The sequence below is a fragment of the Streptomyces sp. TN58 genome, from assembly GCF_001941845.1.
Taxonomy (GTDB): domain Bacteria; phylum Actinomycetota; class Actinomycetes; order Streptomycetales; family Streptomycetaceae; genus Streptomyces.
In genome coordinates this window covers 4,770,189-4,791,034 of record NZ_CP018870.1, presented here as the reverse complement: position 1 = coordinate 4,791,034, position 20,846 = coordinate 4,770,189, and the positions used below count along the sequence as shown (strand labels likewise).

The following is a 20,846-nucleotide window of genomic DNA, read 5'->3' as shown; positions in this document are numbered from 1 at the left end:
GCGAGCAGGGCCGCGAGCGGCGCCGGGAGCAGATCCGGGAGCGGCGCGAACAGGCGCGGCAGCACGCGGGGCGCGAGCACGGGCATGCGTCGGACGCGGCGGAACGTCTGGCCGAACGGGCGGGGAAGTCCTCCCCGGCCGGGTCGAGCGCGCTGGCGCGTCCGAGGGTCCGGCTGGACCTGCCGCGGGCGCCGCGCCGGTCCCTGCTGCCCGAATACGATCCGGAGGCCTTCGGGCGGCTGTCCGAGCGGGTGGCCCGGTTCCTGGGCACGGGCCGGTTCATCGTCTGGATGACGCTGGTCATCATCGTGTGGGTGCTGTGGAACGTCTTCGCGCCCGACGACCTGCGCTTCGACAAGTACCCCTTCATCTTCCTGACCCTGATGCTGTCGCTCCAGGCCTCCTACGCCGCCCCGCTGATCCTGCTGGCGCAGAACCGGCAGGACGACCGCGACCGGGTCACCCACGAGCAGGACCGCAAGCAGAACGAGCGGTCCATCGCCGACACGGAGTACCTGACGCGGGAGATCGCGGCGCTGCGGATGGGTCTGGGCGAGGTCGCCACCCGCGACTGGATCAGGTCGGAGTTCCAGGACCTGATCAAGGAGATGGACGAGCGCCGTCTATTCCCGGCGGAACGTGATGAAGGCGACCGCTGACGGGCTTTCCTGAGGCGTGCTACCGAGCCGTACCATCGGGGCATGGCTACCGACACAAGCTCCGCCGCCGTGCCTGAGCAGGACGCGATCCTGGACGCTCTGGCGACGGTGAACGACCCCGAGATCCACCGGCCGATCACCGAGCTCGGCATGGTCAAATCGGTGGAGATCGGCGACGGCGGCGCGGTCGCCGTCACGGTCTACCTCACGGTGTCGGGCTGCCCCATGCGCGAGACCATCACCAAGAACGTCACCGAGGCCGTCGAGAAGGTCGCGGGCGTCACCTCCGTCGCCGTGTCCCTCGACGTGATGAGCGACGAGCAGCGCAAGGACCTGGCGGCCACGCTGCGCGGCGGGACCGCCGAGCGCGAGGTGCCCTTCGCCAAGCCGGGTTCGCTGACCCGCGTGTACGCGGTCGCCTCCGGCAAGGGCGGCGTCGGCAAGTCGTCGGTCACGGTGAACCTGGCCGCGGCGATGGCGGCGGACGGCCTGAAGGTCGGCGTGGTCGACGCGGACATCTACGGCCACAGCGTGCCGCGCATGCTGGGCGTGGACGGCCGGCCCACCCAGGTCGAGAACATGATCATGCCGCCGTCCGCGAACGGCGTGAAGGTCATCTCCATCGGCATGTTCACCCCGGGCAACGCTCCGGTCGTGTGGCGCGGGCCGATGCTGCACCGGGCCCTCCAGCAGTTCCTGGCCGACGTCTTCTGGGGCGACCTGGACGTGCTGCTGCTGGACCTGCCGCCCGGTACGGGCGACATCGCGATCTCGGTGGCGCAGCTTGTGCCGAACGCCGAGATCCTGGTGGTCACCACCCCGCAGCAGGCCGCGGCGGAGGTGGCCGAGCGGGCCGGCTCGATCGCCGTGCAGACCCATCAGAAGATCGTCGGCGTCGTCGAGAACATGTCGGGCCTGCCGTGCCCGCACTGCGACGAGATGGTGGACGTCTTCGGCTCCGGCGGCGGCCAGAAGGTCGCCGACGGGCTGACCAAGACGGTCGGCGCGACGGTGCCGGTGCTGGGCCAGATCCCGATCGACGTCCGGCTGCGCGAGGGCGGCGACGAGGGCAAGCCCGTCGTCCTGTCCGACCCGGACTCGCCGGCCGGTGCGGCCCTGCGCGCGATCGCGGGCAAGCTGGGCGGCCGGGCACGCGGCCTGTCGGGCATGTCGCTGGGCATCACCCCGCGCAACAAGTTCTAGGGCGCGACACGTACTGGTCACCGCTTCGCGAGGAGAAGGGCACCGCCGGCCGGCGGTGCCCTTCTCCGTACCCGTGTCCGGTGCCGCGGTCCCGGCCCGGCCGGTGCGGCTACTCGTACGTGCCGAGGTCGGAGATCGCCGAGAAGCCGAGGCCGTAGGCGCTCATGCCGCGCCCGTAGGCGCCCAGGTGCACGCCGCTGCCGGTGGAGCCGGCGAGCACCCAGCCGGACTCGGACTCGCGGTAGTGGAAGGTGGTCGGCTCGCCGTCCACCGGCAGGGACAGCGTGGACCAGTCCTCGCCGTCGAGGTCGTCGGCGAGCTCCCACGCGGCCTCGGTCTGCTGGTCGAGCCAGTCGTCGCGCAGGGCGTGGTCCATCTGTCCGGGCCAGCTGTAGGCCAGCAGCCCGGAGCCGGCCAGCCAGGCCGCCGAGGAGACCGAGGTGGCCTCCAGGACTCCGGTTCCGTCGCCGCTGCGGCGCAGCGGGTTGCTCGCCACGGTGATGACCACCGCGAAGCGCTCCTTCTCGCCCGTGGCGATCTCGCCCCGGGCGGACGGCTCGTCGCCGTGGCCGGTGGAGCCGTGCTCGACCGTTCCGTCGGCGGCGGTGCCGACCTGCATGAGCCAGCGCGGGCCGGTGAAGGCTCCGTCCAGCCCGTACCAGGGGAAGTCAGCGGCCAGGAAGCCCTCGACCGTCCGGCGGGCCGCCGGCACGGGGGCGGCTGCCTCCGGCTGCTGCCCCTCGGCACGGTCGCCGGTATGCGGGCTCGTATGCGGGCTGGTATGCGGTTCCTGCGCGGGGTCCGCGGCGGCGGGTGCCTCGGCGGTCTGCGCGCCTACCAGGCTGCTGCTCGTCGTCTCCATCTGGGCGGCCTCTCGTTCCGTGGGGTCCGGAACGGCCCTCCCCCTCGCTGTGCTGGGGGGACCCCCTCCCTCGGGCGTCCCGCGATCCGGACAGATGGAGGATAGCCACCGGACCCCGGATCGCCGGGCAGGCTGGGTCAGGTGGCGTCGGCGTCGAAGCGTACGCGCGGCTCGGAGGCCGGGGCCGTGGGCTTCTTCAGCAGGTCCGCGCCGACGGCGGCGCCGGACGGCGGGGCCGGGGCGGGACCGGGCTCCGGGTTGTTGACGGCGTCGGTGACGTCGTTCAGCTCCTTGCGGAGATCGAAGCTGGTACGGATCTCCCTGAGGTCCTCGTTCTCCGTCAGCTGCTTGCGGATGAAGGTCTTCGGATTCAGGTCCTCGAATTCGAAGTCCTTGAACTCCGGCCCGAGTTCGGAGCGGATGTCCTGCTTGGCGCTGTCGGAGAAGGCACGGACCTTGCGGATGAAGCCCGTGACGTCCTGGATGACCTTCGGCAGCTTCTCCGGGCCGAAGACGAGGATGGCCAGAACCACGATCGTGACGAGTTCGAGTGCGCCTATGTCGTTGAACACCTTGCCGCTCCTCGGCTCTCTGTCACTGCGGGGCCCCGACACACGGTACCCGCCCTTGCCCGCGGGCCCCTACACACGTCCCGGCCCCGTGCCGGTTTCACTCCCGGCCGCCGCGGGGTCATGAGCCGTTCGCCGACCCGAGGACCACGCCCAGCGTGCGCTCCCGGCCGTCGCGCAGCACGGTCAGGGTGAGCGGATCGCCCGGGCGGTGGGCCCGGATCTTGATGATCAGCTCGTCGCCGCCGCGGACCCGCTGGCCGTCGACCTTGGTGATCACGTCACCGGGCCTGATCCCGGCGCGTGCGCCCGGTCCGCCGGGGGTCACGGACGGCTTGCCGTCCTCGCCCTTGTCCCCCACCCGGGCTCCGTCACCCGTGTAGTCCATGTCGAGGGTGACGCCGATGACGGGATGCGTGGCGCGGCCGGTGGCGATGAGCTCTTCCGCGACGCGCTTGCCCTGGTTGATGGGGATGGCGAAGCCGAGGCCGATCGAGCCGCCCTGCCGGTCGGGGTCGTCCTTGTCGGCGCCGCGGATCGCGCTGTTGATGCCGACCACGTGCGCGCGGGCGTCGAGGAGGGGGCCGCCGGAGTTCCCCGGGTTGATGGGGGCGTCGGTCTGGAGGGCGTCGACGTAGCTGATGTCGCTGCCGTCTCCCTTGTCGCCGCCGGCGGTGACGGGCCTGCCGGTGGCGCTGATGATGCCGGCGGTGACCGTGTTGGAGAGGTCGAAGGGTGCGCCGATGGCCACGACCGGGTCGCCGACCTTCACGTTCTCGGAGTTCCCCAGGCTGAGCGGGCGCAGCCCGCGCACGCCGCTGACCTTGACCACGGCCAGGTCGTAGCCGGAGTCGCGGCCGACCAGCTCGGCGGTGACGCTCTCGCCGGTGCTGAAGGTGACCGCTATCTCCCTGGCGTCGGCGACCACGTGGTTGTTGGTCAGGATGTGCCCCTGCGGGTCCAGTACGAAGCCGGTGCCGGTGCCGCTGCTCTTGGCGCCGCGCACGTGCAGGGTCACCACTCCGGGCAGTGCGGCGGCCGCGATCCCGGCGACGCTGTCGGGCGCGCGGCCCTTGTCCGCCACGGCCGCCTGGGGCAGCTCCAGCCTCGTGCTGCTCTGCCGCTCGGCGAGCACGCCGACGTAGCCGCCGATTCCGCCCGCGAGCAGGGCCGTTCCCGCGGCGAGGGCCGCCACCTGCCACAGCCGGAACCCGCGCCGGTCCTGGCCACGGTCCACGACCTGGAGGGGCCGCTCGCCCCAGGGGTCGTACCGGACCTCGCGGACCGGCGCCTCCGGGGCGGGGGCGGTCTCCGGGGGTGGGGCCGCCGCCTGCCCGGCGGCCCCGTCCTCCTCGCCTTCACCGGCGGGCGTGCCACCGACCGCGCCGCCGGCTTCGCCCGCGGCCCCGGGCCGCGGGGTCGGGACCCCGTCGCGACGGCCGTCGGCCGTGCCCTCGGGCCGGCTCCACCACTGCGGAGCCGGTTCGGTCTGCTGCCTGTCGGCCATGGGCGCTCCCCGCGTACCTGTGCGCATGTCCGGCCGATTCAACCAGGTCGCCGGTCAGCGCATCAGGGAGACCGGGCGCGCCGAGACCGGCGGCGAGGGCTTGGGCGGCGCCGGCGGGCTCGCCACGGCCGTCAGGAGGGTCGGTACGGCCGCCGGAGTGGGCGGCCGTTCACGGGCGGCCGCGTCGCTCACGGGCAGCGCGGGGCCGGGTCTGGAGGTGGGCGCCGGGGAATCGCCCCGGACGATCGGCTCGGTGCCCTCCAGCGGCATCGTGCCTCCCAGCGCGAGGGCGGCCAGCGACACCGCTCCGGCGGCGACGAAGGCGAACCGGCGCCGGGGACGGCCCACCTCGTGGATGCGGAAGCCCTCCTGCTGCGGGCGGGCGGCGGCCACGGGCAGCGCGTACGCGAAGGCCTCGAAGGGGTCGGGCCGGGCGGAGCCGGGCCCCGGCCCCGCGGGTCCGGACGGGCCGTCGAGCGCGCCTCCCGGGAGCTGCTGGAGGCGCGCGAGCAGGCCCGCGGACAGCGGCGGCGGCGCGCTCTCCACGAACATGGTCTTCAGACGGCGCTGTGCGTCGGCCTCCGCCTTGCACTTGGCGCAGGTCGCCAGGTGCGCGAGGACCCGCTCGCGCGCGTCGTGCTTCAACTCCCCGTCCACGAGGGCGGCTAGCCGGTCACCGAGGTGCTGTTCTGCGGGGGACGGACTGGCTCCGGTCACTCGGCCCCGCCCTCTCTCCCGGCGTCCGGCGCTCCCGTCGCCACGCCCGCCAGGGTCCGCTCGGCACGAGCCGCGGGCGACCGGTGCCTGAGCGCCTTGCGCAGGTGCGAGCGGCCTCGGTGGATACGGCTGCGCACGGTGCCGAGCTTCACGCCGAGCGTCGCGGCGATCTCCTCGTAGGACAGGCCCTCGATGTCGCACAGCACCACGGCCGCCCGGAACTCGGGGGCGAGGGTGTCCAGCGCCTGCTGCACGTCCGCGTCGAAGTGCGTGTCGTGCAGGACCTGCTGGGGAGACGGCTCACGGCTCGGCAGCCGCTCGGCGGCGTCGTCGGCGAGCGCGTCGAAGCGGATCCGCTGCTTGCGGCGGACCATGTCCAGGAAGAGGTTCGTGGTGATGCGGTGCAGCCAGCCCTCGAAGGTGCCGGGCGTGTAGGTGGACAGCGAGCGGAAGACGCGGACGAAGACCTCCTGGGTCAGGTCCTCGGCGTCGTGCTGGTTGCCCGTCAGGCGGTAGGCGAGGCGGTAGACCCGCGCGCTGTGCGTGCTGACGATCTCCTCCCACGAGGGAGGGGTCCACGCCTGCGATCCCGCATCTGCGGCAAAGGTCGCGGTGGTTGCGGTGTCTGCGGTGTGGAAGCGGTCAGCAATGTCGGTCACGGATTTCGGCTCACCCGCCGACCAGAAGAGGCGCCTGAACACGCCCCGACGATCCACAGGCGCAGCCGCACCTCCCCTGTCGGCTCTGGTGGTGTCCAGTGGAGTCCCTACCATAGCCACCCCCTCTGTCAGCTCCGGATAAGGGTTTTTGCAGTATCTTTACGCAAGCCTTAGGCCCAGGGCGGTCCCCGCCGCCGATCTGCCCGGCGCCGTCCTTCTCGTCCCGCCTCCACCCCTCACAACGCCCGGTCCCATCTGCGGGTTCCCGACGTCAGCGGATACAGTCACCGTTGCGCCAACTATGGGGACAGGAGAGGGTCATTACCGGCAACCGGCAGACGAGCTGGGCGTTCGCCGACGCGTTTGTCGCCGAGGACGACGCTCTGCGATGGGCCCGCGATCGGTCCAGGGAAGCGGGCCTGCGCTCCGTCTCCCCCGGGACCGGCGCCGCGCTGCGCCTGCTGGCCGCGACCGCGGACGCCAAGGCGGTCGCCGAGATCGGTACCGGAACCGGCGTCTCCGGCATCCACCTCCTGCACGGGATGCGCCCCGACGGGGTCCTGACCACGGTCGATCCCGAGGCCGACCGGCAGGCCTTCGCCCGCCAGGCCTTCCGCGCCGCCGGCTTCGCGGGCAACCGCGCCCGCTTCATCCCCGGCCGCGCACTCGACGTCCTGCCCCGCCTCGCCGACGGCGGCTACGACCTCGTCTTCTGCGACGGCGACCCGACCGAGTCCCTGGACTACCTCGCCGAATCGTTGCGCCTGCTGCGCCCAGGGGGGCTGGTGTGCTTCGAGGGGGTCTTCTCCGACGGCCGTACGGTCGACTCCGCGGCCCAGCCGGTCGAAGTGCTCCGCGTGCGCGAACTGCTGCGCAGCGTCCGGGAGAGCCCCGCGCTGGAGGCCGCGCTGCTGCCGGTGGGCGACGGGCTCCTCTGCGCCGTGCGCCGCTGACGGCGCCCCACCCCGGCGGGTGGGCGGCGCCGGCCGGATCGACCCGGACCGGGTCAGGTCAGGAGCGTGAAGGTGAGGGCCGCCGTACCGCCCAGCGCGGTGCCGGCGAGCAGCTGGGCCGGCGTGTGCGCCCGCAGCGCCAGGCGGGACCAGCCGACGGCGGCGGCGACCAGCGCCGCCGGGAGCGCCGGCGGGCCGAAGACGAGCAGCAGGATCATCACGGTGCCGCCGGCCACGGACATGTGGACGGATATCTGCCAGGCCACCGTCACCAGCAGGGACGAGAGCAGTCCCACGAGCATCGCGACGACGAGCGCGAAGACCTGCGCGGGGGCTCCGAGGTGGCGCAGGAGGGCCACCCCGGCCAGGACCGAGAGCAGGCTCAGGGCCATCGGGGCGACCCGCTGGCGCCGGATCCGGATGTGCTGGTCGGTCAGCGCCCCGCGCCGGACCCCGACGGCGATGATGCCGATCGGGACGACACCGCAGAACAGGGCGGCCAGCAGGCCCCAGCCCAGGCCCGTCCACGACCCGGTGCTGTGCAGGCCGACGAGCAGGAGCAGCGCGACCACCAGGTTCGCCGGCGCCAGCACGTCCGACAGCAGGCGGGCCGCCTTCTGGCGGGGGGTGCAGTCCGCGTACGCCGGCGGCGCGGGCGGGGAGAAGGTCACGTGCGGCTCCACTGGGGCTGCGGGTCCTCGGACACGACACAACGCTGCCCCGGCCGCGGATCGCGGTCGGGGCAGCGCAGAGAATGCGAAAGCAGAAGGTGGAAGTGCTGTCAGCGGATCAGCCGACGACCTTCTTCAGGGCGTCACCCAGGGCGTCCGCCTCATCGGGGGTCAGCTCGACGACAAGCCGACCGCCGCCCTCGAGCGGTACGCGCATGACGATGCCCCGCCCCTCCTTGGTGACCTCGAGCGGGCCGTCGCCCGTCCGCGGCTTCATGGCCGCCATGCTCGTTCCCCTTCCTGAAACCAGCTCATCGTCGCCGACGGCCCCATTCAGGCGCCTAGTACCCGGCATCGAACACATTGCTTCCCAGCCATTATCCCGCATGTCAGGACCCGATGACCAACATCACCCGGGAACGCTTCGGCAACGCGCTCGACCAAAACCACTCATTTCGGGGATCCGCCTGCGATACTTCGCCGCCGCACCTGGGGAACCGCTTGCGGTTTCTTTGACACACATCACATGTGCGCTCCGCGTCCGGTCCGCCATGCTGGCCCTTGCACCGGACGGTACCGACCGGTAGCCAAGCCTGCGACGAAGGGGGACCCCCTGCCATGGCCGACAGTGTGCTCTACGAAGTGACCGACGGACTCGCGACCATCACGATCAACCGTCCCGACGCGATGAACGCGATGAACACCGAGGCCAAGGTCGCCCTGCGCGACGCGGCGGAGGCGGCGGCCGGGGACACCGCGGTCCGGGCGGTCCTGCTGACCGCCGCCGGCGACCGGGCCTTCTGCGTCGGCCAGGACCTCAAGGAGCACATCGGGAACCTCGCCTCGGACCGCGAGACGGGCTCCTCGCTGACCATGAACACGGTCAAGGAGCACTACAACCCGATCGTGCGGGCCCTCACCGAGATGCCCAAGCCCGTGGTGGCCGGCGTCAACGGCGTCGCGGCCGGGGCCGGCTTCGGCTTCGCGCTGGCGGCCGACTTCCGCGTCGTCGCCGACACCGCCTCGTTCAACACCTCGTTCGCCGGGGTGGCGCTCACCGCCGACTCGGGGGTCTCGTGGACGCTGCCCCGCCTGATCGGCGCCTCCCGCGCCTCGGACCTGCTGCTCTTCCCGCGTTCGATCAAGGCGCAGGAGGCGTACGAGCTCGGCATCGTCAACCGCCTGGTGCCGTCGGAGTCGCTGCACGCCGAGGCGGAGGCCGTGGCCCGCGCACTGGCCGCCGGCCCGACGGTCGCCTACGCCTCCCTGAAGGAGTCCCTGGCGTACGGCGCCTCCCACACCCTCGCGGAGTCCCTGGTGCACGAGGACGTCCTGCAGACCCGTGCGGGTGCCTCCGAGGACCACTCCATCGCCGTCCAGGCGTTCCTGGCGAAGCAGCCGCCGAAGTACCTCGGCCGCTGAGCCGGTGAGCCGTCCGGTGCGGCCCGGGCAGGGGGGTGCGTCCCGGGGTGGACGCCGAAGGACCTCAGGCCGGGTCGCGCAGGGCGCAGGCTGCCAGGTGGTCGTTGACCAGCCCGCACGCCTGCATCAGGGCGTAGGCGGTCGTGGGGCCGACGAAGCGGATGCCGGCCTTCTTGAGGGCCTTGGCGAGGGCGGTGGACTCAGGGGTGACCGCGGGGACCTCGGTGACCGTGAGCGGCGCGGGACCGGGCTCCTCGGGGGCGTGGGACCAGATCAGGGTGTCCAGCTCGCCGGACTCCCAGCCGGCGAGGACCTTCGCGTTGGCCAGGGTCGCCTCGATCTTGGCCCGGTTGCGGATGATCCCCTCGTCGGCGAGCAGCCGCTCCGCGTCCGCGACGCCGAATTCGGCGACCGCCGCGATGGAGAAGCCGGAGAACGCCTTACGGAAGCCCTCGCGCCGGCGCAGGATCGTCAGCCAGGACAGCCCCGACTGGAAGGCCTCCAGGCACAGCCGCTCGTACAGGGCGTCGTCGCCGTGGACCGGCCGGCCCCATTCGCCGTCGTGGTAGGCGACGTACTCCCCGGTGGACCCCGTGGACAGCGCCCACGGGCAGCGCAGCAGCCCGTCCGGGCCGGCCACCGGTCCGCTCACCGGTCACCGCCCTTGCCGAGGTCGACCGGGCCGGGAGCGTCCTGCGGGGCGGCGGGCTCGGACGGCGCGGTCCCCGTCAGCAGGGCGATCCGCGCGTCCCGCTCGGCGAGCTCCGCGGCCAGCCGCTCCAGTACGTCGTCCACCTCGGCCATCCGGTAGCCGCGCGGCGCGACCGGCAGCCGCAGCGCGTCGATGTCCTCCCGCACCACGGGCCGGGTCTCCGGCAGCCCGTCCGCCACCCGGTCCGGCTCCACCTCCGGCAGGACGGCCTCCGAGCCGCCGCCGATCACGGCGAGGGTGACCGCTGCCACGACCACGACCAGCGCGATCATCAAGAAGAAGAACACGATCAACTCCCCTGAGAGACTTCCGGCCACCAGGTTAAGGTCGCAGGCGAGGCGCGAGGGCCGCCGGAGGAGGAAAGACCAGGATGCTGCGACTGGGCAGGCGCGAGTTCGACACCCACGAGCCGGTGATCATGGCCATCGTGAACCGGACTCCGGACTCCTTCTACGACCAGGGCGCGACCTTCCGCGACGAGCCGGCGCTGGACCGGGTGGAGCAGGCCGTCGCCGAGGGCGCCGCGATCATCGACATCGGCGGGGTGAAGGCGGGCCCGGGCGAGCACGTGGACGCGGCCGAGGAGGCACGGCGCACGGTCGGGTTCGTGGCCGAGGTCAGGCGCCGCCACCCGGACGTGGTGATCAGCGTGGACACCTGGCGGCACGAGGTCGGCGAAGCCGTCTGCGAGGCCGGGGCGGACGTGCTGAACGACGCGTGGGGCGGGGTGGACCACAAGCTGGCCGAGGTGGCGGCACGCTACGGCGCCGGCCTGGTCTGCACGCACGCAGGCGGGGTCGAACCCCGTACCCGGCCGCACCGGATCGCGTACGAGGACGTGATGGCGGACATCCTGCGGGTCACGGTGGAGCTCGCCGAGCGGGCTGCGGCCCTCGGCGTCCGCCGGGACGCGATCATGATCGACCCGGGGCACGACTTCGGCAAGAACACCCGCCACTCGCTGGAGGCGACCCGGCGGCTGGAGGAGATGACGGCCACGGGCTGGCCGGTGCTGGTCTCGCTGTCGAACAAGGACTTCGTCGGGGAGACCCTGGACAAGCCGGTCAAGGAGCGGCTGCTGGGCACGCTGGCCACCACGGCGGTCTCCGCCTGGCTGGGCGCGCAGGTCTACCGCGTCCACGAGGTCGCCGAGACCCGCCAGATCCTGGAAATGGTCCGCTCGATCCAGGGCCACCGCCCGCCCGCCGTCGCCCGCCGCGGCCTCGCCTGAAGCACCGCCGGCCGGAGGCCGGCGCAGCCGCCCGAAGCCGGCGAGGCGCCCCGGCGCCGAACCGCGCGAGAGCGGCGTCCAGAAGCAACATGGTCCGCTCGATCCAGGGCCACCGCCCGCCCGCCGTCGCCCGCCGCGGCCTCGCCTGACGGCCGCGGGCCGGCCTGGGCCGGCCCGCGGACCGGACCTACTTGCCGACTTCCTTGGTCACGAGGGCGATGGCCTCGTCCACGTCGTCGGTGACGTGGAAGAGGTAGAGGTCCTTCTCCGAGGCCTTGCCCTGGGCGATCACCGTGCCCCGCAGCCAGTCGACCAGCCCGCTCCAGTACTCCGTGCCGAACAGCACGATGGGGAAGCGGGTGATCTTCTGGGTCTGGACCAGGGTCAGCGCCTCGAACAGCTCGTCCAGCGTGCCCAGCCCGCCGGGCAGTACGACGAAGCCCTGGCTGTACTTCACGAACATCGTCTTGCGGACGAAGAAGTACCGGAAGTTCAGACCGAGGTCGACGTGCTCGTTGAGCCCCTGCTCGAAGGGGAGCTCGATGCCCAGGCCGACGGAGATCCCGTTCGCCTCGCGGGCGCCCTTGTTGGCGGCCTCCATCGCTCCCGGACCGCCGCCCGTGATCACCGCGAAACCGGCGTCGACCAGTGCGCCGCCGATCCGCACGCCCGCCTCGTACTCGGGCGAGCCCTCCGGGGTGCGGGCCGAGCCGAACACGCTGATCGCGGGCGGCAGCTCGGCCAGCGTGCCGAAGCCCTCGATGAACTCCGACTGGATGCGCAGGACCCGCCAGGGATCGGTGTGGACCCACTCGGAGGGCCCGGCGGAGTCCAGCAGCCGCTGGTCCGTCGTACTGCCCGCCTGCACCTGGCTCCGCCGCCTCAGGACCGGCCCGAGCTGCTGCTCCTCGGGCCGGTGACGAGCGGACCCGTCGGAGATGCCGGGGTTGCCCATTATGTGCTCCCTCCTGCTGATCGTTGGATCAGGGTAGGCGCACAAAGGTGACGGGAAGGGGAATTCAGGAGGTCAGCCAGGCGCGGAGTCGTTCCTCGCAGTGCAGGATCGCCTTCGTCTCCACGCGCTCGTCGACCTTGTGTGCCAGCAGGGCGTCGCCCGGACCGTAGTTCACCGCCGGGACGCCCAGCGCGCTGAAGCGGGAGACGTCCGTCCAGCCGAATTTCGGCATGGCCCGGCCGCCCACCGCCTCCATGAAGGCCGCGGCCGCGGGGTGGGAGAGGCCCGGCAGGGCGCCGCCGGAGGAGTCGTCGACGACGAACTCCGCGATGTCGCAGTCCGCGAACACCTCGCGGACGTGGGCCAGCGCCTCGGCTTCGGTGCGGTCGGGGGCGTAGCGGAAGTTGACCGTCACCGTGCACGCGTCGGGGATGACGTTGTTGGCGACGCCGCCCTCGATGCGGACGGCGTTGAGGCCCTCGTGGTACTCCAGGCCGTCGATGACCGGCTTGCGGGGCTCGTACGCCGCCAGCCGGGCCAGGATCGGGCTCGCCGTGTGGATGGCGTTGGATCCCATCCAGCTGCGGGCGGAGTGGGCGCGCTCGCCGGCGGTGCGCAGCAGCACGCGCAGGGTGCCCTGGCAGCCGCCCTCGACCTCGGCGTTCGAGGGCTCCAGCAGGACCGCGAAGTCGCCCGTGAGCCAGTCGGGGTGGGCCTCGGCGACCTTGCCGAGGCCGTTGAGGTCGGCGGCGACCTCCTCCTGGTCGTAGAAGACGAAGGTGAGGTCCCGGTTGGGCTCGGGCACGGTCGCCGCGATGCGCAGCTGCACGGCGACGCCGGACTTCATGTCGGTGGTGCCGCAGCCCCACAGGACGTCGTTCTCGTCGAGGCGCGACGGGACGTTGTCGGCGATCGGCACGGTGTCGAGGTGGCCGGCGAGTACGACGCGCTCGGCGCGGCCGAGGTTCGTGCGGGCGACGACGTTGTTGCCGAAGCGGTCCACGGTGAGGTGGGGCAGGCCGCGCAACGCGTTCTCCACGAGGTCGGCGAGTACCTTCTCGTCGCCGCTCACGGAGGGGATGTCGACGAGCCGGGCGGTCAGCTCGGCGGCGTCCAGGGTGAGGTTCAGCTCGGATTCGGACATGGAACTGACCCTAACGCCCCGGGGTGTGGCGAAGCGTCCCTCGTCCGGACGGTGGACGCGTCATATGCCTCAAGTACCGTGGGCGGCGTGTCCGAGATCCGTGATCCCCGTCCTCGCCGCGGCAGGCTGCTCCGTGTGGTCGTCGGCCTGCTCGTTCTCCTGTCGGTGGCCGGGTACTTCGCCGTGCAGCGCGCCTCGAACGGCGGGGGCGCCCCCTTCTGCGTCGCGACCGCGGACGCCTCCGGTCGCGGCGGCGGCTCCGCGAAGTACGAGATGTCCCCGGAGCAGGCGGCGAACGCGGCGACGATAGCCGCCGTGGGCATCGCCAAGGGCCTGCCGGACCGGGCCGTCACCATCGCCCTGGCGACCGCGATGCAGGAGTCGGCCCTGCGCAACCTCGACCACGGCGACCGGGACTCCCTCGGGCTCTTCCAGCAGCGTCCGTCGATGGGCTGGGGCACACCGGAGCAGATCACGGACCCGGTCTACTCGGCCGGGATCTTCTACGACCACCTCGTCGACGTGCCGGGGTACTCGCGGCTGCCGCTGACGGTGGCCGCGCAGAAGGTGCAGCGCAGCGGCTTCCCGCAGGCGTACGCCAAGCACGAGCCGGACGCGACGGTGCTGACCGCGGCCTTCGCCGGCGGCGGGAGCCTGGACTGCGGCGGTCCGGCGCCCACGCGGCCGGGCGACCCGGAGAAGGTGCGCGAGGGGTTGGTGCGGATCTTCGGCAAGGACGGGATGCACACCTTCGGCCCGCAGGACGGCCAGGGCGGCCAGGCCGGCCGCAGCGCCGGCGGCCGGTCCGTCGCGGAGCCCGAGATCACGATGGTGGAGAAGCGGGACGCGGGCGAGGCCGCGACGCGCCGCAGCCGGGCGATGGCCCACTGGGCGGTGGCCAACTCCCGGGAGATGGGGATCGCCCGGGTCTCCTACGACCTGCGCGGCTGGGTCGCGGGCAAGGACCGGGGCCGCTGGCAGGACAAGGGGGACGCGGGCGCGAAGAACGGCGACGGCGATCCCTACGGCGCGGCCCCCGGCGAGGTGCGGATCTTCATGGCCCGCTGATCCGCCCGCTGATCCGCACCGGGCTCCGGCCAGAGCGGATCAGAGGATCAGCGGATCGACCGGGAGCGCCCGGCAGCGCGTACGAGTGATCACTCGCGCGGGGGTGATCACCATCGGGCCGCACCCCGCCCGGCGGACGCCCTTGACGGACGGAATCCCTGGTCGGCGCGCATCCAATGCTCTTGTCGCGGAAGCCGATTAAACGATGCGTTACCGATCCTTTACCCGGCGGCGCCGCAACTCCACCCGCCCCCCGAGCGGTTAGACAGGCCGTACTCAGCCGCTACCGCTTAGGAGCATCATGTCCCTCCCCCTGACCCGTCGGATCGCCCGTGCCGCGCTGCTCGTCGCAGCCGGGGCAGCGCCCGTGGTCGGTGCGGCCGGCGCGGCCAACGCCGCCGGTCTGGAGTCCGTGCCGCAGCTGGGCGCACTCACCGCCACGGACGCCCCCGCGGCGGCGGCCGCCGACACGGCCACGGGAACGGCCACCGACGTCGTCGGCACCGCCGGTGCCGCGGCCGAGACCCTGCCGGCCCCGGCCTCCGACGTGGCCGGCCAGGCCGGCGGCCTGCTCGGCGGTCTGCCCACGACCCAGGAACTGCCGGTCTCCTCCCTGCCCCTGGGCGGTGGCCTGCCGGCCGGCCTGCCCGGCGGTCTGCCCCTGGGCGGCTGACGCCCGGGAAACGTCCGAGGGGCCGGGAGTTTCACACTCCCGGCCCCTCGGGCTGTCACGGCCCCTTCGGGCTGTCAGGGGCCCGGTCAGCCGAGGCGCTTGACCGCCGCTTCGACCCGCTCGTCGGTGGCGGTGAAGGCGACGCGCACGAAGCGGGCGCCCGCCTCGCCGTAGAAGTCGCCGGGCGCGACCAGGATGCCCAGCTCCGCGAGGTGCGCGACGGTGTCCCAGCAGGGCTCGTCCCGGGTCACCCACAGGTAGAGGCTGGCCTCGCTGTGCTCGACCCGGAAGCCGTGCGCCTCCAGGGCCGCGCGCAGCGCGGCGCGGCGGGCCGCGTAGCGCTCGCGCTGTTCCGTCACGTGCCGGTCGTCGCCGAGGGCCGCCACCGTGGCCGCCTGCACCGGGGCGGGGGTCATCATCCCGCCGTGCTTGCGGATCTCCAGGAGCTCGCCGAGGACGGCTGCGTCGCCGGCGGCGAAGGCCGCCCGGTAGCCCGCCAGGTTGGAGCGCTTGGACAGGGAGTGGACGGCGACGATCCCCTCGTACGAGCCGCCGCAGACGTCGTCGTGGAGGACGGAGACGGGCTCGGCCTCCCAGCCCAGCTCCAGGTAGCACTCGTCGCTGAAGAGCAGGATCCCGTGCTCCCGCGCCCAGGCCACGATCCGGACGAGCTCGGCCTTGTCGAGGACCTTGCCGGTGGGGTTGGACGGGGAGTTGAGCCAGAGCAGCTTCACGCGGGCCGGGTCGAGATCGGTGGTCGGGTCGTCGTAGACCACCGGCTCCGCGCCGCACAGCCGCGCCCCGACCTCGTACGTCGGGTAGGCGAGCCGGGGGTAGGCGACCTGGTCGCCGGCGCCCAGGCCCAGCTGGGTGGGCAGCCAGGCCACCAGTTCCTTCGAGCCGACGACCGGCAGGACGTTGCGGTGCCCGGCGGCGCTCGCGCCGAGGCGGCCGCGCAGCCAGCCGGTGATGGCGTCGCGCAGGGCGGCCGTGCCCCACACCGTCGGGTAGCCCGGGGAGTCGGCGGCGTCGATCAGGGCCTGCCGGACCAGCTCCGGGACCGGGTCCACCGGGGTGCCGACGGAGAGGTCGACGATGCCGTCCGGGTGGGCCGCCGCCGTCTTCTTGTACGGCTCCAGCTTGTCCCAGGGGAAGGCGGGAAGACGGTCGGATACTGCGGCCACGGTGGTCTCTGCTCTCTCTGGATGCTGGTGGGTCGGGTCGGAAAACACCGCGGTCCCGTGCGGCGGGCAGGCCGTACGGGACCGAGGGGCGCTTCTGCCGTGAAAGGTCAGTGCTCGCCGTTGATGCCGGCGGGCAGCCCCGCGACGAAGGGGTGGTCGCGCTCGATCAGACCCAGCTTGGAGGCACCACCGGGCGAACCGAGCTCGTCGAAGAACTCGACGTTCGCCTTGTAGTAGTCCTTCCACTCTTCCGGAGTGTCGTCCTCGTAGAAGATGGCCTCGACCGGGCAGACCGGCTCACACGCACCACAGTCGACGCATTCGTCCGGGTGGATGTACAGGGACCGCTGGCCCTCGTAGATGCAGTCGACGGGGCACTCTTCGATGCATGCCTTGTCCTTGACGTCGACACAAGGCTCCGCGATGACGTAGGTCACGCTCTCGTTCCTCCTCGGTAGGGCTTTCCATATCGCGCGGGAGCGCGGCGTCGTCGATGCCCGCACCTAGTATCTCCGTTCCCGGGCACGATCCGAACAGGAGGGGCGGACAGAGCTGTGGAAATCACTGCCGGAGGACTGCTGGAGGTCCGAATCACCCCGGCTGACGTGGGTAAACGTGTCTCTGTACGACGGGTGGACACCGGAGTGAGCGGATCACCCGAGTTCACGGACACGGTCGGTGTTCTCACATCCTGGGACCAGGGTGTGCTGCTGATCACAAAGAAGAACGGGCAGTCCGTCCGTATCCCGGAATCCTCCCTGGTGGCGGGCAAGGTCGTGCCCGCGGCGCCCGCACGGCGGCGGGGTCCGGCGGCCTCCTTCGAGGAGCTGACGAGGGTCTGCGCGCGGGGCTGGCAGCCGTTGGAGAGCGAGTCCCTGGGCGGGTGGACGCTGCGCGCCTCGTCCGGGTTCACCCGGCGGGCCAATTCCGTGCTGCCGGCCAGCGACCCGGGCATACCGCTCGACGATGCACTCGCGCGAGTGACCTCCTGGTATGCGGAACGCGGACTTCCGGCCTATGTGCAGGCCGCCACGGGGGCCGCCGGCACGCAGGAGCTGCTGTGCGCGGAGCTGGAGCGCCGGGGCTGGGTGTCCGAGGCGTCGGCGGAGGTGCGGATCGGGGCGCTGGCACCCGTGGGCGACGTGGACGCGCCCGCGTGCGGGTCCGTGACGCTGGCCCGGGTCCCGGACGAGGAGTGGCTGGGGCGCTACGGGCGGGTCTCCGATCCGGACGTGGCCCGGGAGGTCCTGGTGCGGGGCCCGTCGGTGTGGTTCGCCTCGCTGCCCGGCGGACGGGCGATCGGGCGGTGCGTGGTGGACGGCCGGTGGGCCGGCTTCGCGGCGGTGACGGTCGATCCCGCCCACCGGCGGGAGGGGCTCGCGACGGCGGTGATGGCCGCGCTGGCGCGGCGCGCGCTGGAGGAGGGCGCGTCGGCGGCGTGGCTGCAGGTCGAGACCGACAACGCGGGGGCACGGGCGCTGTACGACGGGCTGGGCTTCGCGACGCACCACGTCTACCACCACTTCCGGGCGGCCCGGTGAGCGCGCCGGCCCGGCGGGAGCAGTTCGCCGCGCAGGCCCGGTCGGAGCGCCCGGACCTGGCGCTGATGTGCCTGCTGCTGGCGGCGGAGGCGGATCCGGAGCTGGACGAACGCGCCATGGACTGGGCGCAGATCGAGCTGGACCGGCTGGCCGGGATGCTGCCGTACGGTCTGCGGGGCGGGCGGGCGTGGGCCTCGGCGGTGACGGAGCTGCTGGGCGGGCGGCTCGGCTTCCACGGCACCCCGGCGGACTACGAGAGGCTGTCGTCCTCGCTGCTGCACGAGGTGCTGCGGCGCCGGCGCGGCCTGCCCATCCTGCTGTCCGTGGTGTGGCTGGAGGTCGCGCGGCGGGCCGGCGCGCCGGTGTACGGGCTGGGGCTGCCGGGGCACTTCGTGGTGGGTTTCGGCGACCCGGAGGAGGGTGTGGTGGTGGATCCGTTCGCGGGCGGCGCCTCGCTGGGCGCCGGGCCGGCTGAGCTGGCGTCCGGCCCGCGCACGCCGGCGACGACGCTGGACATCGTGCTGCGGATCCTGACCAACATCCGTGCGTGGGCCTCCACCCGCCCCGAGCAGTCGGGGGTGGCGCTGTGGGCGCTGGAGCTGTCGCTGCTGCTGCCCTCCCATCCGGCGTCGCTGCGCTACGAGCGGGCGCGGCTGCTGGTGGAGCGGGGCGCCTTCCAGGAGGGGGCGGCCGAACTCGACGCGTACGCCGACGTCGTCGCGGCGGTGGACGACGCCGCCGCGGCCCGCGTCCGGGCCGAGGCGGTCTCGGCCCGCGCCCTGCTGAACTGACGGCCGCAGGAGGCCCGGACGCCCACCCCCACCGCCGGTCCGGCGGGGCCGGGTGTGTCGGGGCGACCCCCGCAGGGCGCGCCGAACGCACCGCCGCCCTACCTGTCGGCCCCGGGACCGTTCGGCGCCCGAGGAGACGCCACGGCGTGGACCCGGTTCCGCCGGAACCCACCCGGCCCGCTGCGCCGGGCTGGTTGCCGGCCGGTCCGGCGGACATGGCGGCGCCCCGCCCGGATCCCGGGCGGGGCACCGTCGGTGGGCGTATCTCAGCTGGGGTTGGTGTCGATGACCACGGTCCGCTCGGCCGTGGTCTTGCCGCGCAGGGCCTTGCCGAGCGCGCCGGCGACGTCCTGCGGGGTGACCGCCGTCCTGGCGCCGGTGCCGCGGGTGATCAGGACCCCGTCGAAGGTGTTCCCGTAGGTCGCCTTGAGCGCCTCCAGGTCGAACTTCTCGGTGAGGCGGCCGTCCACGGCCTGCATGCTGAGGATCTTGGGCAGCGACAGCTTGCCGAAGTTGATGGACTTGGGGCCGGCCTTGACGGTGGCGTTGGCGGACATCGCGGGCTCCGCGAACTCCTTCATCGCACGGTCGAGTTCGGCCTGGCCGACGACCGGCTCCTTGGTGACGGTCGGCAGCTGCACGACGGCCGCCTTGCCGGTGCCGACCTGGTCGCGGAAGGCCTTCGTGACGAGGTCGACGGAGCCGTCCACGTCCAGGGTGGTGCCCGCCTTGCCGGGGACGGCGACGGCCTTGCCGGTGTCGAAGGTGATCGTGCCCTCGGTGACGGACCCCGCCGTGCCGGCGAGTTCCTGGAGCGCGACCGTCAGCTTCTCCTCGTCGACGGGCATCACGGCGTCGGCCACCCGCTCGTTGCCGAGGAGGGAGCCGATGACCGTGATCGGGTTGTAGTCGCTGCCCGCGGCGTTGCGGACCGTGGTCTGGCTGTCCAGGGTCAGGCCGGCCTTGTCGGGCTTCAGCTCGACCGGTTTGCCGCCGACGCTCAGCTGGAGCGGGGTCGCGGCGCGGGTGCCGAAGGCCGTCTGGAGCTTGGAGACGGCCTCGTCGCGGCTGCCGCTGATGTCGACACCGAGGACGGTGGTGCCCTTGGGGACGTCGGAGTGGTTCAGGAGCAGCCCGGCGCCGTAGGCCACGCCGAGGAGCGCGACGATGCCGCCGCCGACGAGGACCAGCTTGGAGCGGCCCTTCTTCGCGGGCTCGGCCGGCTTCGCGGCGGCCTTCTTGTCCGCGGGCGGAGTCGGACGCGGCACGGCCGGCGCGGGAGCCGGTACGGGGGTCGGCAGCGGGCCGTCCAGGTCCGGACCGGGCCAGCTCGCGGCATCGGCGGCCGCCGCGGCGGACGGACCGCCGGCGGGACGCGAGCCGAAGCCGCCGCCGGTGGGGCCGGAGGGGCCGTCGGCCTGGCTGTCGTAGACGGGGAACGCCTCGGTGGAGGGGCCGCCGTCGTTCCCGTAGGCGGGGAAGCCCTGGGTCGTCCCGACGCCGGGGCCCCCGGGCATCGGGGCCTGCGGAGCGGGGGTCTGCCGCGGGGCGTAGCCCGTGCCGTAGTCGTCGACGGGCGGCGGCGGGGTGCGCGGCGGCGCGTACGCGGCGTCCGGCGCCGGCGGGGCCTGGGTGCGCGGCGGGGGCGCGAAGCCGTTGCCGGGCGCGGGCGGCGGCGGTGTCGGCGTCGCGCCGGGCACCCGCCTGGCGAGCGGCGGCGCCGGGGCGGCCGGCGGCATCTGCGCGGCGGCGGGGGCGGCCGGCGCCGGAGCGGGGGTGGGCGCCTTGCGGGGCGCGAACCAGTTGCTGGCGGCCTCCTCGGCCGGGGCGGGGTCCGGCTCCGGCGCGGCCTCGACGCGCGTCGGGCGGGGACCCGGCCGCTGCGGGAGCGGGGGCTCGGCCTGCTGCCCGGGCGCCGGCTCGGGCGGGGTCGGGGTCCCGCCTCCGGGCGTGCCGGTGTTGGTGCCCATCGACTTGCGCACGACCACCGGGGGGATCGGCCGCGAACCCGGGATGTTGATCCGGATCCGGGTCGTCAGGGTGGTCTCGGTCTTGGGTCCGTCGGATTCGGGATTGGACGGATTCGAGGTCACAGGGTTCTCCTCCGGGGCGGTCGCCGCGCCGGGCCCGGGCACAGTCGTGGACGGGTACTGGCCGGTTCCGTACGGCGGCGTACCCGAGGGGTAAGCGGCTCCACCGTGCCCCTTGGGCCCGGAGGACGAACTGTCGGTTTCACGACTCAAGGCAGGTTCTCCCGGTTGGCTCCGCCGCCCGTCATACCGTGCGCGGGCAGCTCGGCGGCCCGTCCACCATACTGGCCGCCGC

The 20,846-nt window shown here is 73.2% G+C and carries 23 protein-coding genes; 9 read left to right on the top strand and 14 right to left on the bottom strand.

What is annotated here, in order from left to right:
• The first annotated feature begins 107 nt into the window (after positions 1–107).
• Positions 108–659 carry a DUF1003 domain-containing protein gene (locus BSL84_RS21950; RefSeq protein ID WP_030027058.1) on the top strand — a complete coding sequence of 184 codons (552 nt, stop codon included), beginning with the start codon at positions 108–110 and terminating at the stop codon, positions 657–659.
• A 42-nt stretch (positions 660–701) separates the two neighbouring features.
• The gene (locus tag BSL84_RS21945) at positions 702–1,862 is read left to right on the top strand and encodes an Mrp/NBP35 family ATP-binding protein (RefSeq protein WP_045322631.1); all 1,161 of its coding nucleotides are present in this window, start codon (positions 702–704) and stop codon (positions 1,860–1,862) included.
• A 109-nt stretch (positions 1,863–1,971) separates the two neighbouring features.
• On the opposite strand, the gene BSL84_RS21940 is transcribed toward BSL84_RS21945, so the two are convergent.
• The 5 genes from BSL84_RS21940 to sigE all read right to left on the bottom strand — a co-directional run bounded on the left by BSL84_RS21940 (position 1,972) and on the right by sigE (position 6,290).
• A complete protein-coding gene (locus tag BSL84_RS21940; protein WP_079273261.1) occupies positions 1,972–2,724 on the bottom strand; it encodes a hypothetical protein in 753 nt (250 codons plus the stop codon).
• Positions 2,725–2,861: 137 nt separating this feature from the next.
• Complete coding sequence (locus BSL84_RS21935) at positions 2,862–3,296, bottom strand: sec-independent translocase (RefSeq protein WP_030027055.1); 435 nt, start codon at positions 3,294–3,296, stop codon at positions 2,862–2,864.
• A 118-nt stretch (positions 3,297–3,414) separates the two neighbouring features.
• Positions 3,415–4,800, bottom strand: coding sequence for a S1C family serine protease (locus tag BSL84_RS21930; protein WP_075970970.1), 1,386 nt, complete (start codon positions 4,798–4,800; stop codon positions 3,415–3,417).
• Between the two features lie 54 nt (positions 4,801–4,854).
• A complete protein-coding gene (locus BSL84_RS21925) occupies positions 4,855–5,517 on the bottom strand; it encodes a zf-HC2 domain-containing protein (protein ID WP_075970969.1) in 663 nt (220 codons plus the stop codon).
• Positions 5,514–6,290: an RNA polymerase sigma factor SigE gene (gene sigE / locus BSL84_RS21920; protein ID WP_075970968.1), complete on the bottom strand. Its 777-nt coding sequence runs from the start codon at positions 6,288–6,290 to the stop codon at positions 5,514–5,516. The genes BSL84_RS21925 and sigE overlap by 4 nt, the downstream gene beginning before the upstream one ends.
• Before the next feature lie 176 nt (positions 6,291–6,466).
• On the opposite strand from sigE, the gene BSL84_RS21915 reads away from it, so the two are divergent.
• Positions 6,467–7,129, top strand: coding sequence for an O-methyltransferase (locus tag BSL84_RS21915; RefSeq protein ID WP_030032218.1), 663 nt, complete (start codon positions 6,467–6,469; stop codon positions 7,127–7,129).
• A gap of 53 nt (positions 7,130–7,182) precedes the next feature.
• Here the strand turns inward: BSL84_RS21915 and BSL84_RS21910 are convergent, their stop codons facing one another.
• A complete protein-coding gene (locus BSL84_RS21910; protein WP_075972182.1) occupies positions 7,183–7,800 on the bottom strand; it encodes a hypothetical protein in 618 nt (205 codons plus the stop codon).
• Between the two features lie 118 nt (positions 7,801–7,918).
• Positions 7,919–8,086 (bottom strand): DUF3117 domain-containing protein, encoded by a 168-nt coding sequence (locus tag BSL84_RS21905; RefSeq protein ID WP_003966491.1) that lies wholly within the window; start codon positions 8,084–8,086, stop codon positions 7,919–7,921.
• Positions 8,087–8,418: 332 nt separating this feature from the next.
• Here BSL84_RS21905 and BSL84_RS21900 point away from each other — a divergent pair, with 332 nt between their 5' ends.
• On the top strand, positions 8,419–9,222 hold the full coding sequence (locus BSL84_RS21900) for an enoyl-CoA hydratase/isomerase family protein (protein WP_030027284.1): 804 nt from the start codon (positions 8,419–8,421) through the stop codon (positions 9,220–9,222).
• A 64-nt stretch (positions 9,223–9,286) separates the two neighbouring features.
• Here the strand turns inward: BSL84_RS21900 and BSL84_RS21895 are convergent, their stop codons facing one another.
• On the bottom strand, positions 9,287–9,874 hold the full coding sequence (locus BSL84_RS21895) for a DNA-3-methyladenine glycosylase I (RefSeq protein WP_030027285.1): 588 nt from the start codon (positions 9,872–9,874) through the stop codon (positions 9,287–9,289).
• On the bottom strand, positions 9,871–10,227 hold the full coding sequence (locus tag BSL84_RS21890) for a DivIVA domain-containing protein (protein WP_030027286.1): 357 nt from the start codon (positions 10,225–10,227) through the stop codon (positions 9,871–9,873). The genes BSL84_RS21895 and BSL84_RS21890 overlap by 4 nt, the downstream gene beginning before the upstream one ends.
• Before the next feature lie 77 nt (positions 10,228–10,304).
• Between BSL84_RS21890 and folP the strand changes: the two genes are divergently transcribed.
• A complete protein-coding gene (gene folP, locus BSL84_RS21885) occupies positions 10,305–11,165 on the top strand; it encodes a dihydropteroate synthase (RefSeq protein WP_030027287.1) in 861 nt (286 codons plus the stop codon).
• Between the two features lie 187 nt (positions 11,166–11,352).
• On the opposite strand, the gene BSL84_RS21880 is transcribed toward folP, so the two are convergent.
• Positions 11,353–12,120 carry a TIGR00730 family Rossman fold protein gene (locus BSL84_RS21880; RefSeq protein WP_030027288.1) on the bottom strand — a complete coding sequence of 256 codons (768 nt, stop codon included), beginning with the start codon at positions 12,118–12,120 and terminating at the stop codon, positions 11,353–11,355.
• A gap of 64 nt (positions 12,121–12,184) precedes the next feature.
• Positions 12,185–13,264: a succinyl-diaminopimelate desuccinylase gene (gene dapE / locus BSL84_RS21875; RefSeq protein WP_075970967.1), complete on the bottom strand. Its 1,080-nt coding sequence runs from the start codon at positions 13,262–13,264 to the stop codon at positions 12,185–12,187.
• 87 nt (positions 13,265–13,351) lie between these two features.
• Between dapE and BSL84_RS21870 the strand changes: the two genes are divergently transcribed.
• Both BSL84_RS21870 and BSL84_RS21865 read left to right on the top strand, forming a co-directional pair.
• Positions 13,352–14,332 (top strand): hypothetical protein, encoded by a 981-nt coding sequence (locus tag BSL84_RS21870; protein WP_420711199.1) that lies wholly within the window; start codon positions 13,352–13,354, stop codon positions 14,330–14,332.
• Between the two features lie 301 nt (positions 14,333–14,633).
• Positions 14,634–15,005 carry a hypothetical protein gene (locus BSL84_RS21865; protein ID WP_030027291.1) on the top strand — a complete coding sequence of 124 codons (372 nt, stop codon included), beginning with the start codon at positions 14,634–14,636 and terminating at the stop codon, positions 15,003–15,005.
• An 86-nt stretch (positions 15,006–15,091) separates the two neighbouring features.
• On the opposite strand, the gene dapC is transcribed toward BSL84_RS21865, so the two are convergent.
• Positions 15,092–16,189 (bottom strand): succinyldiaminopimelate transaminase, encoded by a 1,098-nt coding sequence (gene dapC / locus BSL84_RS21860; RefSeq protein ID WP_030027292.1) that lies wholly within the window; start codon positions 16,187–16,189, stop codon positions 15,092–15,094.
• 107 nt (positions 16,190–16,296) lie between these two features.
• Positions 16,297–16,626: a ferredoxin gene (gene fdxA, locus BSL84_RS21855; RefSeq protein ID WP_030027294.1), complete on the bottom strand. Its 330-nt coding sequence runs from the start codon at positions 16,624–16,626 to the stop codon at positions 16,297–16,299.
• A gap of 117 nt (positions 16,627–16,743) precedes the next feature.
• Here fdxA and BSL84_RS21850 point away from each other — a divergent pair, with 117 nt between their 5' ends.
• Both BSL84_RS21850 and BSL84_RS21845 read left to right on the top strand, forming a co-directional pair.
• Positions 16,744–17,730, top strand: coding sequence for a GNAT family N-acetyltransferase (locus tag BSL84_RS21850; RefSeq protein ID WP_075970966.1), 987 nt, complete (start codon positions 16,744–16,746; stop codon positions 17,728–17,730).
• 65 nt (positions 17,731–17,795) lie between these two features.
• Positions 17,796–18,521: a transglutaminase-like domain-containing protein gene (locus BSL84_RS21845; protein WP_078849078.1), complete on the top strand. Its 726-nt coding sequence runs from the start codon at positions 17,796–17,798 to the stop codon at positions 18,519–18,521.
• Positions 18,522–18,787: 266 nt separating this feature from the next.
• On the opposite strand, the gene BSL84_RS35595 is transcribed toward BSL84_RS21845, so the two are convergent.
• Positions 18,788–20,764 (bottom strand): hypothetical protein, encoded by a 1,977-nt coding sequence (locus BSL84_RS35595; protein ID WP_075970965.1) that lies wholly within the window; start codon positions 20,762–20,764, stop codon positions 18,788–18,790.
• Positions 20,765–20,846 lie beyond the last annotated feature (82 nt).